Below are 15,485 nucleotides of genomic sequence, written 5' to 3' on the forward strand. Positions count from 1 at the left end.
AACGCCCAATTCTAGCGCGGTGCCGCCGCCGCGAACGCGTCCTTGATCACCCCGTAAAGCGCCTTGGGCTGGTACTTGTCATCATAGGGCGTCGCGCGCTGCAGGGTCTTGTCCTTGCGCGGGGTGAAGCCGTTGAGCCAGGTGAAGCGATCACACATCCCCCAGGCGAGCACGTCGCGCAGCTGCGGATAGGAGAACATGATCTCCAGATAGGCTGCGGCATAATTGGCGACGATCCCGTCGCGGACCTTGGTATCGGTCGGCAGCACCTTGTCGTTCACGTCGAACTCGGTGATCGCCAGCTTGTAGCCCAGCTGCACCGCGGTATCGAGGAAGGTCCGCCACGGCTTTTCCTGCCGGCCCACCAGCGCGCCGACGGTGCCGCCATCGGTCAGCCCGATATGCGATTGCACGCCCAGCGTGTCGCAGGGCACGCCGCGCTTGCGCAGGCCCTCGAGCAGCTTGAGCACGCCGTAGCGATGCCCCTCGTTGCCCGGCTCCCAGCTCATATAGTCGTTATAGGTCAGCTCCACGCCCGGGGCATGCTCGCGCGCGGTGTGATAGGCGAAGTCGAGCATCGCCTCGGTCCCGCCGAACGCCTTGGACAGCGACGAGGTGCGCAGCGCGCCGCTGCCTTCCTCCACCGTCTCGTTGACCACATCGAAGCTGGTGATCCGCCCCGCATAGAGCTTGCAAAGGGTGCGGATGTGCGTGCCGAGGATCTTCTCGGCCTCCTTCACCGGGCTGGCGCCGAAATCATGCTCGTTCAGCCATTTCGGGAAATATTGCGTCTTGTGCCACAGCAGCGTGTGGCCGCGCATCGCCATGCCGTTCGCCTCGGCGAAATCAATCATGTCGGAGAAATGGTCGAGGTTGAAGGTCTTGGCATCGGGCCGGATCGCCTGCCACTTGAACTCGTTCTCCGCCACCAGCACGCCACAGTCGCGCTTGAGCAGCTCGGCGTACTTGGGATTGGCGAAGGAGCCGCGATCCGCGCCGGGCGGGCTCCAGGCGACGCACGAGCCGAAGCGCATGCCCTTGGTCTTCGCCACGGCGTTCAGCCCCTCGGCGGCCTGGGCGATGGCGGGCAGGGGCAGGGCGGCCAGCGCCGCGCCCGCACCCAGCAATCCACGGCGTGTAATCTCGGTCATGGCCAGCCTCTCCCCGCTTACCAGTTGAACAGCGTCCCGTCCTCGAGCCGCGCGACGGGGAGATAGGCGCGCTTGTATTCGTATTTCGCCGCCAGTTCCTCGTCGATCTCGACCCCCAGCCCGGGTGCGTCGCCCGGATGCATCATCCCGTCCTTGAACGAATAGGCATGCGGGAAGACTTCGTCGGTCTTCGCCGTGTGCGGCATCAGCTCCTGGATGCCGAAATTCGGGACCGACAGGCCGAAGTGCAGCGCTGCGGCCATGCACACCGGCGACAGGTCGGTGGCGCCGTGGCAGCCGGTGCGCACCTGGTACAGGTCCGCGAAGGACGCGATCCGGCGCATGTGCGTGATCCCGCCCGCATGGACCATCGTCGCGCGGACATAGTCGATCAGCTGTTCCTCGATCAGCTGCTTGGCATCCCAGATCGTGTTGAAGATCTCGCCCACCGCCAGCGGGGTGGTGGTGTGCTGGCGGATCAGCCGGAAGCCGGCCTGGTTCTCGGCCGGGGTCGCATCCTCCAGCCAGAACAGCCGATAGGGCTCCAGCTCCTTGCCCAGACGCCCGGCCTCGATCGGGGTCAGCCGGTGATGGACGTCGTGGAGCAGATGGACGTCCCAGCCCAGCACCTCGCGCGCCTTTTCGAACAGGGGCGCCACCGAGCGGAGATACTTCTCGGTCGACCACAGGCTCTCGGTCGGCAGGCTCCCATCGGCCGGCTCGTAGCGCTGGCCCGGCTTGGCGACGCCATAGGTGGACTTGAGCCCCGGCACGCCGGCCTGCAGCCGCACCGCCTTGTAGCCCTCTTCCACGTGCCGGACGGCTTCCTCGATCGTCTCCTCGATCGTCGCGCCGTTTGCGTGGCCATAGACCATGCAGCCCTCGCGGCTCGCCCCGCCGAGCAGCTGGTAGAGCGGCATGCCCGCCACCTTGGCCTTGATGTCCCACAGCGCCATGTCGACCGCGGCGATCGCGCACATCGTCACCGGGCCGCGCCGCCAGTACGCGCCCTTGTAGAGATACTGCCAGATGTCCTCGATCCGGTGCGCGTCGCGCCCGATCAGGCAGGGGATGACGTGATCCTGGAGATAGGCGACCACTGCCATCTCGCGCCCGTTCAGCGTCGCGTCGCCGATGCCGGTCGTGCCGTCGGCCGTCTCGATCTTGAGTGTCACGAAATTGCGGTCGGGGCAGGTGACGATCACGCGCGCGGACAGGATCTCGGCCATGACGTCTCTGTTTCCCCTTCCTGTTCCGGCGCATCGCTCGGCGCGCCTATCTGCTTGGTAGCGCTACCATTGTTGCCCTGTTACAAGCTTGTCAACGGCGGCGTTTGACCGTTTGCAGGTAGGAAGAGCGATGCTTCGGAAATTGCTGACTATTTTGTCTGCGTTTATGTGTTTCGGCCTTGCGAATCAAGCGCATGCCGAAGACGGATATGACCTCTGGCTGCGCTATCAGCCGCTCGAGTCCAGCGCGAAGGCGCGTGTCGCGCCGGCGGTTCGCTACTTTGTCGCGCCCACCGATCGCCCGGTCATCGCCGCGGCGGCGGACGAGCTGAAGCGCGGGCTCGGCGGGATGCTCGGTGCGGCTCCCGGCCAGCATGGCAGGATCGACGAAGCCGGCGGCATCCTCATCGCCACTTCCGACGCCGTGCCGCTCGACGTGGCCGCGCTCGATCTGCCGCGGAGCCTCGGCGACGAAGGCTATGCGATCCGCACGATGATGGTGGAGGGCAAGCGCACCATCCTCATCCTCGCCGACAAGGATGTGGGGGCGCTCTACGGCGTATTCCGCTTGCTCAAGCTGCTCCAGACCGGCCAGTCCATCGACAAGCTCGACATTGTCGACGCGCCGAAGCTCAAGGTCCGCGTCCTCAACCATTGGGACAATCTCGATCGCCATGTCGAGCGCGGCTATTCCGGCCTGTCGATCTGGGACTGGCAGAAGCTGCCGCTCCACAAGGATCCGCGCTATGTCGACTATGCCCGGGCCAATGCCTCGATCGGCATCAACGGCACGGTGCTGACCAACGTCAACGCCAATGCCGATATCCTGCGCCCCGATTACCTGCAGAAGGTGAAGGCGCTGGCCGAGGTCTTCCGCCCCTACGGCATCAAGGTCTACCTCACCGCCCGCTTCTCCGCGCCGATCGAGCTCGGCAAGCTCAAGACCGCCGATCCGCTCGATCCGCAGGTCCAGGCCTGGTGGAAGGCCAAGATCGACGAAATCTACTCGGTCATCCCCGATTTCGGCGGCCTGCTCGTCAAGGCCAATTCGGAGGGCCAGCCCGGCCCGGCGGACTATCACCGCACCCATGCCGAGGGCGCCAACATGATGGCGGATGCGCTCGCTCCGCATCACGGCATCCTGATGTGGCGCGCCTTCGTCTATGCCGCGGAGAATGCCGAGGACCGGCACAAGCAGGCCTATACCGAGTTCCAGCCGCTCGACGGCAAGTTCCGCGACAATGTCCTCGTCCAGGTCAAGAACGGCGCGATCGACTTCCAGCCGCGCGAGCCCTTCCATCCGCTGTTCGGCGCGATGCCGAAGACGCCGCTGATGATGGAATTCCAGATCACCAAGGAATATCTCGGCTTCGCCACGCACCTAGCCTACCTGGGCACGATGTGGGAGGAGGCGCTCGAGGCCGATACCTTCCGGCCGGGCAAGGGCAGCACCGTCGCCAAGGTGATCGAGACGCCGATCGATGCCGGCGCCGCCACCGGCATGGCCGGGGTCGCCAATATCGGCAACGACCGCAACTGGTCGGGCTCGCAGTTCGACCAGGCCAACTGGTACGCGTTCGGCCGCTTCGCCTGGGATCCCGATGCCAAGGCGGAACCGATCGCGCGGGACTGGGCGCGGATGACCTGGGGCAATGATCCCCGGGTGGTCGACACGGTCGTCTCGATGATGATGGGCTCGCGCGAGGCGGTGGTCGATTACATGACCCCGCTCGGCCTCGGTCATCTGATGGCGACCAGCCACCATTATGGCCCGGGCCCCTGGGTCTCGGACCTCGCCCGCCCCGAATGGAACCCGGTCTATTACCACAAGGCCGACGCCGCCGGCATCGGCTTCGACCGGACGAAGACGGGCAGCGATGCGCTCGGCCAATATGCGCCCGAGATCGTCAAGGCCTGGGGCAGCCCGAAGACGATCCCCGAGAAGCTGCTGCTCTGGTTCCACCATGTCCCTTGGGACTATCGCACCAGATCGGGCCGCAACCTGTGGGACGAGCTGGTCACCCGCTATGATGCGGGCGTCGGCGCGGTCGGTGGGATGCAGGCCGATTGGGCAGGGCTGCGCGGCAAGGTTGACGAGGCCCGCTGGGCGGAGGTCCGCGACTTCCTGGCGATCCAGCATGCGGAGGCGACCTGGTGGCGCGACGCCTCGATCGCCTATTTCCAGTCGATCTCGAAGCGCCCGCTCCCGGCGGGACACGCCGCCCCGGCGCACGACCTCGACTGGTACAAGGCGATCACCAACCCCTACGCCCCCGGGCAGGGGAAGTAGGCCCCCAATTCCCTCTCCCGCATTTGCGGGAGAGGGAGGGAGCCGCGAAGCGGCGGAAGGGTGAGGGCATGAACGAGACGCGGTGCTTGCCTCTCGTTCATGCCCTCACCCGGTCTCGCTAAAGCTCGACCACCCTCTCCCACAAAAGCGGGAGAGGGTTGAATCTCACGGCCTCTGCAATCCCCGCATCAGATACTGCTTGATGTACTGCCGCAGCTGCGGCGTCGGCTCGCCCAGCACGCTGCGGTGCTCGGGGGCCAGGTGGGTGGCGGGGTCGCCATGTTCCTGGAACACGAAGGCGTCGAAATATTCCGACCAGGCGTTCCGTCGCTCGGCCGGCAGGCGGCTCAGCGTCAGCACTGCATAGATCATCGCGTCGAACCGCGCGTCCTGGTCGGGCGAGTCCGTCCACCAGAAGTTCACCAGCGCATTGAAGTCCGACAGCGCCTCGACATGGTGCCACCAGAGCGCGGGGATGAAGATCGCGTCGCCCGGCTCCAGCTCGGCCACCTGCGCCACCGCCAGCGCGTCGCGGAAGCGCGGGAAGCGCACGAAGTCGGGTTCGGCCAGGTCGACCATGCTCAGCGGCTGGCCGGCGACCGTATGGTCGAGCGGCCCGATATGGAGGTTCGCCGTCTGGTCGGGCGGGAACAAAGTGAAGCGCCGCCGTCCTGCCGCGACCACGGCGATATTGTCCGATGCGTCGAAATGGGTGCTGATGCTGGTGCGGTTGCCCACCCAGATCCGCGGCTCCGCGCCCATGCCGAACAGGGCGGGGAGCTGGTTGGCCCCGGCAAATCCCGGCAGTGCCTGCGCCGTCCCCACCGCACCGGCATAGACGGCGGGCACCTCCTCGCGCCCCTGCAGCTGCAGCAGATATCTGAGCAGGTCGGCGAACCGTCCCTTGCGCCGCTCGAAATTGAAGCCGCGCATGTCGTCCGAATAGAAGAAGCGGCCCTTGATCGCGGGCGGGCCGACGAACGCCTCGGCCGCCGCACCGTGATCGAAGCCGAGCAGATAGTCACACGCCGCCTGGGCCGACACCGCGCCTGCCGCGACCAGCGGCCAGTCCCTGGCCACGCCGCGCAGCACCACCGGCGCATAGCCCTGGATCAACGCACGCAGCCCCGGTGCGTCGAGCGGCCCCTCCATCTCCCGCAGCGGCGTCATGCTTCCTGTCCCCGACATGTTCGGGCATAGTCCCGGCGGTTCATGTCTGCCGCATGTCCATGATGTCGCATGACTTTTCTGTACGCCGCACAAAAAAATGGCGCCGCCGGCGGGACCGGCAGCGCCAGGCAGGGTGTGTCTCAGATCAGAAGTTGAAGCGCATGATCGCGGCGAAGCGCCGGTCGTTCATGTACCAGCCGCGCGGCACCTCGACATTCTTGCCGGCCGCGTCGGTCACGATCGCGGTGGTGCGCACCACTTCGTTGAGCAGGTTCGACGCCTGCACGCCGATCTTCACCTGCGGCGAGAAGGAGTAGAAGATCGAAGCGTCGAGCTGGCCGGTCGCCTTGTTGATGATCGGGTCGTTCGGCGTGATCACGTCGCGGATGGTCAGCAGGAAGTCGGAGCGCCACGAATAGGTCGCGCGCAGCGACAGCGGGCCATAGTCGAAGAACGGGGTGATGTTCACCTGGTGCTTCGACAGACCCTGGAGCGGCAGGTCCTGCAGCCGCACCGTCGTCACGCGGCCCGCGCCGACGTCCGGATCGGTCTCGGACAGCGTGCTCTGCGGCACGCCGCTCGATTCGATATAGGTGTAGTTGGCCTGCAGGCCCAGGCCCTTGAGCGGCCCCGGCAGGAAGTTGAAGGTCTGCTGATAGGCGACCTCGACGCCCTTGATCGTGCCGGTCTCCGTGGCGTTGTCCGGCTTGGTGTAGACCGTGCTGAACGTCTGGCCGTTGTTGGACAGGTTCAGGCGCTGGGTGTTGTTGGTCACCACATTCTTCAGGCGCTTGTAGAAGCCCGAAACGGTCAGCTGGCCGACGCTGGAGAAATACCATTCCGCGGTGAGGTCGAAATTGTCGGCCTCGACCGGCTTGAGGAACGGGTTGCCGCGGTTGACGTCCGCCTGCAGGCGGAAGCTGCCCGGGATCGCCGTGCCGTCGGCATTGGTGTTCTGCACCGCATTGACGCGGATGTCGCCATAGTTGCGGATCAGGCCGGTCGCCGGCAGCGAGATGCCCTTGAAATAGGCTGCACGGAACTGCAGCCCGCCGCCCACTTCGAGCTTCAGGTTCACGCTCGGCAGCCAATAGTCGTACTTGGTCTTGCCCGGGGTCGGCACGATCGCCCCGTTCTGGAAGGCGCGGACCGAGTCCCGCGTTGCCTGGGGCATCGCGCAGAAGCCCTGGACCACCGCCGATGCGTCGGCCGGCGGCGCCAGGCAGGTCGCCTCGGTCGGCAGGTAGACGCTGCCATAGGTATATTGCTGCACGCCCTGCGAATCGCGCTTGGTAGTGGTGTAGCGCACGCCGGCATTGCCGGTCAGGCGCAGCCCGCCGAGCTGCGTGTCGAAGCGCGCCATCACATAGGCGGCCTTGTTGGTCTCGCGGATCGGGTTGATCTCGCTCGGCAGGAACGGCGTGCCGGAGATCACGCCGCAGCGTGCGGCCAGCGCGTTCCAGCCGCCGTTGCGCACGACGCTGTCGCTCGGGCAGTTGGCCACGCCCGGCTGCCATTCGCGGCCGACCATGTTCGCATAGGCGATATAGGCGGCATAGTCGGCGGTCGAGTTGGGCGTGTAGAACAGCCGGCCCTGGCCCGCGAGCGGGTTCGGCGCCTGGCCCTGGAAGAAGTTGCTGAAATAATAGGGCGCGTTGTAGCCGCCGAGCACTGCCGAGCCGCCATTGCCGCCGGTCACGCCGTCGACATTGTCGCTCAGCCAGACCGGGCCGTTATTGCCCCACTGCTCGGAGAGCACGCCCCAGTTGTAGGTCGAGAAGCGCGAGACCTGGTCGCGGTCCGCCCAGCGGCCGCCGACACGGATCGACTTGAGGAAGCCGTTTTCGGGCAGGGTATATTCCAGGTCGAGACGGAAGGCGTCGGAATTGCCGTCGCTGTCCTCGATATGGTCCATCGCCGCGCGCGGGAAGCTGTTGTACGGATCGGTGAAGCTGGTGTGGCCCGCGCCGTAATAGTTGGGCGAGAATTGCGAGCCCGGCGCACCTGCCGGCCGGCCGCCGGAGCCGGCGCAATCATTGTCGGTGCCCGGCGGATCCTGCGAATTGGCGGCGGGACCGCTGCACACCTGCGGCGGCAGGAACTGCACGATCGGATAGTCCTTGCCGCGCAGCTGGATCGAGGCGTTCTGATAGGTCGAGTTCCACAACCCGTTGTCCATCAGGTTGGTCTTCGAATCGACGTGCTGATAGTCGACGACCACGCCGAGCCGCTCGTTCACGTCCCACTTGAAGTTGAAGCTGTAATCGTCGGTAACCAGCCGCTCGTCATGCGCGCGGGCGATGTTGTTCGATTGCAGGCCGAGCATCGGCACGCGGGCATCGTCGCCGGTGTTCTGGTCTGCGCGCCAGCCGGTCGGGCCGGTGATCGTGCCGCCGGTGAACATGCCGTCGCTGTCGAAGTTGAGCGTGGTGCCCGGCACGCGCCGCGAATCGCCGTTCGACGAGACGTTGTCGGTCGCGATCTCCATGGCGTGCTCGGTCCAGGCCTGGCGCGCGTCGGAGCGCAGGAACTGCGCCACCGCTTCCATCGACCCGTCATTGCTGCGCCACTGGGCGGCAGCCGAATAGCCATAGCGGGTGCGGTCGAACTCCTGGCTGCCCATCGCCGCGCCGCGCGGGAACAGCACGCGCTTGTTCACCGTGGTACCGCCATTGGCGTTCACGTCGCCGTCCGAATAGAGGTTGCGCAGGCGGAAGCTCGAGATCTGCAGGCGGTCCGCGCGGCTCTTCAGGTTCGAATAGGAAGCGCTGGCGAGGAAGCCGATCTCGCCGATCGGGGTGCTCCAGCGGTTACTGATCACGGCCGAGAGGTTGGCGCCCGGGTTCTTGGCGAAGTCGCCATAGTTCACTTCGGTCGAGGCCGCGATCACCAGCCCCTTGGAATCGAACGGCTTGCGGGTGCGCAGGTTGACCACGCCGGCGATGCCGCCCTCGATGCGGTCGGCCGAGGGCGATTTGAACACGTCGACGCCGCCCATCATCTCGGCGGGCACGTCGGCGAAGCTCAGCGAGCGGCCGTTATTGGCGCTGAACGCCTCGCGGCCGTTGAACTCCGAGCGGACATAGGTGAGGCCGCGCACCACCACGCCCGATCCTTCGACCGAGAAGTGGTCGGGGTCGACGCCGGCGGCGAAGCGGTTGATCGACACGCCCGGGATGCGCTGCAGCGTCTCGGTGACCGAGCGGTCGGGAAGCGCGCCGATGTCCTCGGCGGTCACCGAATCGACGATCACGTCCGAATTCTTCTTCAGCGCCTGCGCGTTCTGCAGCGACTGGCGATAGCCCTGGACGACAATCGTATCCTCGGCCGGCGCATCCTGCGCGCCGCTCGCGGCAGGGGCGGTATCCTGCGCCCAGGCAGGTGCTGCCACCGAAAGGCAGGCAAGCGCCGCCGCCGAGACGCCGGCGCGCAGCGCCCCCGTCCGGAATCGGCCGGCCATGTCTGCATGCTGAATAGAATCGTGCTTTCGCATCGAGCTGTCCCCTCCCGTTGTTAGCGCTATCATTTCAATGCGCGTTTCTTGTTTGTGTCCAACCTAAAGTAGGAGTTATGAAAAGATCAAGCGCCTTGTTGCAGATTTGCGAAAACCGCGGATTTCCTGTGCTTTGCAATAGCTTCGCTGCACTGCGGCGTGATTTTCGCAACTGCGAAAAGGCCGATCCGGCCGCGAGTCGTCGCGTCTTCCGATTGACGATTTCGCGACGGGAGCGCTAACATTCGTGCCGGAGAGGGGCATCGCAAGAATGCTGGTGGGGCGCATACTCGTGGTTGGCGGGGGCACCGCGGGGTGGATGGCCGCCGCGGCGCTCGCGCATAAGTTCGCCGGCACGCATCTGGCCATCACGCTGGTCGAATCGGCGGAGATCGGCACGGTCGGCGTGGGCGAGGCGACGATCCCGCACATCCGCCATTTCAACGCGACGCTCGGCATCGACGAGGCCGATTTCCTCGCCGCGACCAAGGGCACCTACAAGCTCGGCATCGAGTTCGTCGACTGGGGCCGCAAGGGCGACAGCTATATCCACCCCTTCGCCGCGTTCGGCGAGCCCGTGGACGGCGTGCCCTTCCACCACCAATGGCTGGCGACGGAGGGGGCGGGGGCGTTCGAGGACTATTCGCTTCCGATCCAGGCCGCCCGCCGCGGCCGCTTCCGCCGGCCCGACGGCGATCCCTACAATTACGCCTATCAGTTCGATGCCGGGCTCTATGCCAAATATCTGCGTGCCTATGCCGAGGCGCGCGGCGTCGTCCGGCGCGAGGGCAAGGTGGTCGATGTCGCATTGGACGGCGAAAGCGGCTTCGTCCGCTCGGTCACGCTTGAAAGCGGCGAGACGCTGGAAGCCGAGCTGTTCGTCGATTGCTCGGGCTTTCGCGGCCTGCTGATCGAGCAGGCGCTCAACACCGGCTATGAGCAATGGACGCACTGGCTGCCCTGCGACCGCGCCATTGCCATTCCCTGTGCCAACAAGGGACCGCTCGCACCGCTGACCCGCGCCGCCGCCAAGCCGTCCGGCTGGTGCTGGCGCATCCCGCTCCAGCACCGCACCGGCAACGGCCATGTCTATTCGAGCGGCTTCATCGATGATGACGCGGCGCTGGAAGTGCTGCTCGCCCAGCTTCCCGCCGAACCGCTCGCCGATCCCAACCGGCTCCGCTTCGTCACCGGCAAGCGCAAGCGCCAATGGGTCGGCAACACCGTCGCGATCGGCCTGTCTTCGGGGTTCCTCGAGCCGCTCGAATCCACCTCGATCCACCTGATCCAGGTCGCGATCGGCAAGCTGCTAGATCTGTTTCCGACCGGCGACTGGGATCCGCTCGATGCCGCCGAGTTCAACCGGGCGATGGCGCTCGAATATGAGCGCGTCCGCGACTTCCTGATCCTCCATTATCACGCCACCCAGCGCGACGATTCCGAATTCTGGCGCCACTGCCGCAACATGAGCCTGCCGGACTCGCTCGAATACAAGCTCCAGCTGTTCCGCGAGCGCGGCGTGGTGGTCCAGTATCGCGAGGGCACCTTCCTCGAGCCGAGCTGGCTCGCGGTCTATCTCGGCCAGCACGTCGTCCCGCGCCACCCGGACCCGCGCGCGGGCGGGGAGGGTGTCGCCGCCGCGCTCGCCGCGATGCGCGCGGACATCGCCGCCGTTGCCGAGGCGATGCCTCGCCACGAGGCTGCGCTGGGGATGGTCGCATGATCCGCAGCATCGGCATCGTCGGAGCCGGTGTCGCTGGCTGGATGGCGGCGCTGGCGCTGCGCCGCGCGCTGCCGGGCGCCGGCATCTCGGTCGTCGAGACCGAAGGCCCGGACTGGAGCCTCGGCCCCTTCGGCCCGGGCGAGACCAGCCTGCCAGGCTTCGAAGCCTGGCTCGCCGATCACGGCATCGACGAAGGCGCGCTTCTCCGCTCTGCCCGTGGCAGCTTCTCGCTCGGCACCGCCTTTTCCGGCTGGGCGGGGCAGGAGGCCGACTGGTTCCTGCCCTTCGGCACGATCGGCGCGCCGATCGGCACGGTCGCCTTCCACCAGCTCGCCGCCCGCATGCGGGAGAGCGGCCAGGCGCTCCGCCTCGCCGATTTCTCGCTCGCCGCCATCGCCGCCGCCTCGGGTCGCTTCGCCCGGCCGAGCCCCGATCCGCGCTCCGTCCTGTCGAGCTATGGCTATGGCCTCCATCTCGACCGCGCCGGCCTGGCCGAGGCGCTCCGCCTCGCCTCGGGCCTGCAACCCGCCGGCGGTTTCCGCGCCTTTGAAGACGACATCGTCACGCTGCAGGACGGCACTTGCCTGACCGCCGATCTCTGGCTCGATTGCTCGGGCCCGGCCGCGCTGCTTGCTGGCGACCACGGTTGGGAGAGCTGGGCCGAATGGCTCCCCGTCGACCGCGCGGTCGAAACCTGGAACGCGGTTGAGGGCGTGCCCCCACCCTATGCCCATGCCGGCGCCTTCGAGGCCGGCTGGCAGCGCACCGTGCCCTTGATCGGCGGCCAGGGTGGGGCGCTGCTCTATGCCTCCGCCTTCCTCCCGGACCAGCCCGGGGCCATTCCCTTTGTGCAGGGCCGCCGCACCCGCGCCTGGATCGGCAATGTCGTCGCGCTCGGCGCTGCCGCCACGCTGATCGAGCCGCTCCACGGCTACAATCTCGCCTTGCTCCAGAACGCGATCGCCCGCCTGATCGGGCTGCTTCCCGCCGCGCCGGGCGGCCCCGAGCCGGCCGAGTACAACCGCCTCGCCGCCAGCGAGGCCGATCGGGTCCGCGACTTCGCGATCCTCCACTACAAGACCAATGGCCGCACCGGCGAGCCGCTCTGGGACCAGGCCCGCGCCGCGCCCGTCCCCGAGACGCTGGCCCACAAGCTCGACCTCTATGCCAGCCGCGGCCGCCTGCCGGTCTATGACGAGGAGCTGTTCGAGCAGGAGGAATGGATCGCAGTGCTCGACGGCCAGGGTATCCGCCCGCGCCGTCACGATGCGCTCGCCGACGCGATCCCCGAGCCGCAGCTCCGCGCCCTTGCCGCGCGCATCCGCGAAGTCATCGTCGACGCGGTCCGCCGGATGCCGCACCATGGCGCGACGCTCCGCGAGGAAGGATTGCTGCCATGACCGCCCCCGCGCCGATCCGCAGCATCGTCATCGTCGGCGGCGGCACCGCCGGCTGGATGGCCGCCGCCGCGCTCACCCGGCTGATCCCCGCCGGCGTCGCGGTCACGCTGGTGGAATCCGAGGAGATCGGCACCGTTGGCGTCGGCGAGGCGACGATCCCGCCGATCCGCAGCTTCAACGCCTTGCTCGGCATCGACGAGGCCGATTTCCTCGCCGCCACCCAGGGCACGATCAAGCTCGGCATCGAGTTCGTGAACTGGACTCGCGACCGGCACCGCTATGTCCATCCGTTCGGCGAGTTCGGCTTCGATATCGAGGGCGTGAAGTTCCACCAGGTCTGGCGCAAGCTGCACGCGGCGGGCCGCGCCGAGGCGATCGACGCCTATAATGTCTGCGCGCGGGCGATGCAGGCGGGGCGCTACCAGCCCCCGGTGACCGACCCCGGCTCGATCCTCTCGCGCATGGCCCATGCCTATCAGTTCGACGCCGGGCTCTACGCGAAATACCTCCGCGCCTATGCCGAGGATCGCGGCGTCGTCCGCATCGAAGGCAAGGTCGCGCATGTCCCCCTCCGCGCCGAGGACGGCTTCATCGAGGCGGTGGTCCTCGAAGGCGATCGCCGCATCGAAGGCGAGCTGTTCCTCGACTGCACCGGCTTCCGCGCCCTCCTCATCGAGCAGACCCTCCACACCGGCTGGGAGAGCTGGGCGCACTGGCTGCAATGCGACCGCGCCGTGGCGGTCCCCAGTGCGAGCCCGGGCCCCGAGATCACCCCTTTCACCCGCGCCACCGCGCACAAGGCCGGCTGGCAATGGCGCATCCCGCTCCAGCACCGCGTCGGCAACGGCCATGTCTATTGCAGCGCCGACATCTCCGACGACCAGGCCCGCGAGACGCTGCTCGCCCATCTCGACGGCGCGCCCCTGCGCGATCCCTTCATCCTCCGCTTCGAAGCCGGCCGCCGCAAGCGTGCCTGGGAGAAGAACTGCATCGCGCTCGGCCTGTCCTCGGGCTTCCTCGAGCCGCTCGAATCGACCAGCATCCATCTGATCCAGTCGGGCATCCACAAGCTGATGGCGCTGCTCCCCGACACCGGCTTCAGCCATGTCGAGCGCGACGAGTATAACCGCCTGACCGACCTCCAGATGGAGCAGGTCCGCGACTTCATCATCCTCCACTATCACGCCAACCAGCGCAGCGACGGCGACCTCTGGCGCCGCATGCGCGAGATGGCGATCCCCGACACGCTCCGCCGCAAGCTCGACCTGTTCCGGGGCCGCGGCCGCTTCTTCCGCTACGAGGACGAGCTGTTCGCCGAATCGAGCTGGATCGCGGTGCTGCTGGGGCAGGGGATATTGCCGCAGGGCTGGGACCCGCTCGCCGACGCGTTCGACGACGACAAGCTCGCCTTCAGCCTTTCCCGCATCCACGAGATGTTCGCCCGCGCCGCCCAGGCGATGCCCCGCCACGAGGACTGGCTCGCCCGCAACGCGCCCGCAAGGACCCCTGCATGACCGACAATCGCAACATCCGCTCGATCCTCATCGTCGGCGGCGGCACCGCCGGCTGGATGACCGCCGCCACCCTCTCGCGCATCCTCGGCCCCGACTATGCGAAGATCACCCTGGTCGAGAGCGACGAGATCGGCATCATCGGCGTCGGCGAGGCGACTATCCCCCAGATGGCGACCTTCAACCGCATGCTCGGCCTCGACGAGGACCAGTTCGTCCGCGAGACCAAGGGCAGCTTCAAGCTCGGCATCCAGTTCGTGAACTGGGGCCGCGTCGGCCACCGCTATTTCCACCCCTTCGGCAAATACGGCCTCGACATGAAGGGGGTGTCCTTCCACGCCTATTATCTCCGCCTGCGTCAATTGGGCGAGGCGCCGGACGTCGATGACTGGTCGCTCCAGGCGATGGCGGCGCGCGACGACAAGTTCATGCGCAGCATCGACGCGGGCAACTCCCCGCTCTCCGAAATCGCCTATGCCTATCATTTCGACGCCGGCCTCTACGCCAAGTTCCTCCGCCGTTATGCCGAGAAGGGCGGGGTCACCCGCCGCGAAGGCAAGATCGTCGACGTGAAGCTGCGCGGCGAGGACGGCTTCGTCCAGTCGGTCCAGCTCGAGGACGGCTCTCAGCTCGAGGCCGACCTGTTCATCGACTGCTCGGGCTTTCGCGGCCTGATCATCGAGCAGGCGCTCAAGGCGGGCTATACCGACTGGTCGCAATATCTCCCCTGCAACCGTGCCATCGCCGTGCCCTGCGCCAGCGTCGACGCCTGGACGCCCTATACCCGCAGCACCGCGCATAGTGCCGGCTGGCAATGGCGCATCCCGCTCCAGCACCGGATCGGCAACGGCCATGTCTTCTGCTCGGATTACATGTCCGACGACGAGGCGACCGCGATCCTGATGGCCAATCTCGACGGCGAGCCGCTCGCCGATCCGCGCACCGTCCCGTTCAAGACCGGCCATCGCAACCGCATGTGGGTCAAGAACTGCGTCGCCATGGGCCTGTCCGGCGGCTTCCTCGAGCCGCTCGAATCCACTTCGATCTGGCTGATCCAGTCGGGCCTGTCGCGCTTCCTGACCATGTTCCCGGACCGCGACTTCAACCAGGCCGATATCGATCGCTACAACCGCATCATGCAGACCGACTATGAGGAGATCCGCGACTTCCTCGTCCTCCATTACCACGCCACCGAGCGCACCGATTCCCCCTTCTGGGACTATTGCCGCACGATGGAGATCCCCGAGCGGCTCGCCGAGAAGATGCGCGTGTTCCGCACGCACGGCCGCGCCTTCCGCGAGAATGAGGAGCTGTTCAACGACACCAGCTGGTTCGCGGTGATGCTCGGCCAGCTCATGGAGCCGGCCGGCCACGATCCGGTCGCCGATGTCATGTCGCTCGAAGAGACCCGCGACCGGCTCGCCCATATCCGCGAGGCCATCGCCAATTCCGCCGACTACATGCCCAAACACCGCGATTTCATCCGGGAGCATTGCGCAGCATGAGCATCTCTTCTTC

General features: G+C 66.8%; 9 protein-coding genes. 5 read left to right on the forward strand and 4 right to left on the reverse strand.

Translation table 11 applies throughout. The features are described 5' to 3' along the window. Positions 1 to 11: 11 nt before the first annotated feature. On the reverse strand, positions 12 to 1,151 hold the full coding sequence (locus tag J2W22_RS20585; RefSeq protein WP_307120149.1) for an endo-1,4-beta-xylanase: 1,140 nt from the start codon (positions 1,149 to 1,151) through the stop codon (positions 12 to 14). A gap of 17 nt (positions 1,152 to 1,168) precedes the next feature. Next, complete coding sequence (manD, locus tag J2W22_RS20590; protein ID WP_307120150.1) at positions 1,169 to 2,380, reverse strand: D-mannonate dehydratase ManD; 1,212 nt, start codon at positions 2,378 to 2,380, stop codon at positions 1,169 to 1,171. 166 nt (positions 2,381 to 2,546) lie between these two features. Between manD and J2W22_RS20595 the strand changes: the two genes are divergently transcribed. After that, a complete protein-coding gene (locus tag J2W22_RS20595; protein ID WP_307120151.1) occupies positions 2,547 to 4,670 on the forward strand; it encodes an alpha-glucuronidase family glycosyl hydrolase in 2,124 nt (707 codons plus the stop codon). Positions 4,671 to 4,835: 165 nt separating this feature from the next. Here the strand turns inward: J2W22_RS20595 and J2W22_RS20600 are convergent, their stop codons facing one another. Together J2W22_RS20600 and J2W22_RS20605 are read right to left on the reverse strand one after the other, a co-directional pair. Beyond that, positions 4,836 to 5,840 carry a cupin-like domain-containing protein gene (locus tag J2W22_RS20600; RefSeq protein ID WP_307120152.1) on the reverse strand — a complete coding sequence of 335 codons (1,005 nt, stop codon included), beginning with the start codon at positions 5,838 to 5,840 and terminating at the stop codon, positions 4,836 to 4,838. A 145-nt stretch (positions 5,841 to 5,985) separates the two neighbouring features. After that, on the reverse strand, positions 5,986 to 9,300 hold the full coding sequence (locus J2W22_RS20605) for a TonB-dependent receptor (protein WP_307120153.1): 3,315 nt from the start codon (positions 9,298 to 9,300) through the stop codon (positions 5,986 to 5,988). A gap of 304 nt (positions 9,301 to 9,604) precedes the next feature. On the opposite strand from J2W22_RS20605, the gene J2W22_RS20610 reads away from it, so the two are divergent. Genes J2W22_RS20610 through J2W22_RS20625 form a run of 4 tightly spaced genes read left to right on the forward strand, consistent with a single transcriptional unit; the run spans position 9,605 to position 15,472 of the window. After that, positions 9,605 to 11,056 (forward strand): tryptophan halogenase family protein, encoded by a 1,452-nt coding sequence (locus J2W22_RS20610; RefSeq protein ID WP_307120154.1) that lies wholly within the window; start codon positions 9,605 to 9,607, stop codon positions 11,054 to 11,056. Further along, positions 11,053 to 12,456, forward strand: coding sequence for a tryptophan halogenase family protein (locus J2W22_RS20615; protein ID WP_307120155.1), 1,404 nt, complete (start codon positions 11,053 to 11,055; stop codon positions 12,454 to 12,456). The genes J2W22_RS20610 and J2W22_RS20615 overlap by 4 nt, the downstream gene beginning before the upstream one ends. Beyond that, entirely contained in the window at positions 12,453 to 13,970 is a 1,518-nt protein-coding gene (locus J2W22_RS20620; protein WP_307120156.1) for a tryptophan halogenase family protein, read from the forward strand. The genes J2W22_RS20615 and J2W22_RS20620 overlap by 4 nt, the downstream gene beginning before the upstream one ends. Further along, the gene (locus J2W22_RS20625; protein WP_307120157.1) at positions 13,967 to 15,472 is read left to right on the forward strand and encodes a tryptophan halogenase family protein; all 1,506 of its coding nucleotides are present in this window, start codon (positions 13,967 to 13,969) and stop codon (positions 15,470 to 15,472) included. The genes J2W22_RS20620 and J2W22_RS20625 overlap by 4 nt, the downstream gene beginning before the upstream one ends. Positions 15,473 to 15,485: the final 13 nt, after the last annotated feature.

Origin of the sequence: Sphingomonas kyeonggiensis, from assembly GCF_030812785.1 — a bacterium.
GTDB classification, from domain to species: Bacteria; Pseudomonadota; Alphaproteobacteria; order Sphingomonadales; family Sphingomonadaceae; genus Sphingomonas; species Sphingomonas kyeonggiensis_B.

Bases quoted from the DNA above. Each gene is read 5' to 3' on its own strand.
- J2W22_RS20585 (WP_307120149.1), bottom strand. From the start codon at position 1,151: ATGACCGAGATTACACGCCGTGGATTGCTGGGTGCGGGCGCGGCGCTG.
- manD (WP_307120150.1), bottom strand. From the start codon at position 2,380: ATGGCCGAGATCCTGTCCGCGCGCGTGATCGTCACCTGCCCCGACCGC.
- J2W22_RS20595 (WP_307120151.1), top strand. From the start codon at position 2,547: ATGTGTTTCGGCCTTGCGAATCAAGCGCATGCCGAAGACGGATATGAC.
- J2W22_RS20600 (WP_307120152.1), bottom strand. From the start codon at position 5,840: ATGACGCCGCTGCGGGAGATGGAGGGGCCGCTCGACGCACCGGGGCTG.
- J2W22_RS20605 (WP_307120153.1), bottom strand. From the start codon at position 9,300: ATGGCCGGCCGATTCCGGACGGGGGCGCTGCGCGCCGGCGTCTCGGCG.
- J2W22_RS20610 (WP_307120154.1), top strand. From the start codon at position 9,605: ATGCTGGTGGGGCGCATACTCGTGGTTGGCGGGGGCACCGCGGGGTGG.
- J2W22_RS20615 (WP_307120155.1), top strand. From the start codon at position 11,053: ATGATCCGCAGCATCGGCATCGTCGGAGCCGGTGTCGCTGGCTGGATG.
- J2W22_RS20620 (WP_307120156.1), top strand. From the start codon at position 12,453: ATGACCGCCCCCGCGCCGATCCGCAGCATCGTCATCGTCGGCGGCGGC.
- J2W22_RS20625 (WP_307120157.1), top strand. From the start codon at position 13,967: ATGACCGACAATCGCAACATCCGCTCGATCCTCATCGTCGGCGGCGGC.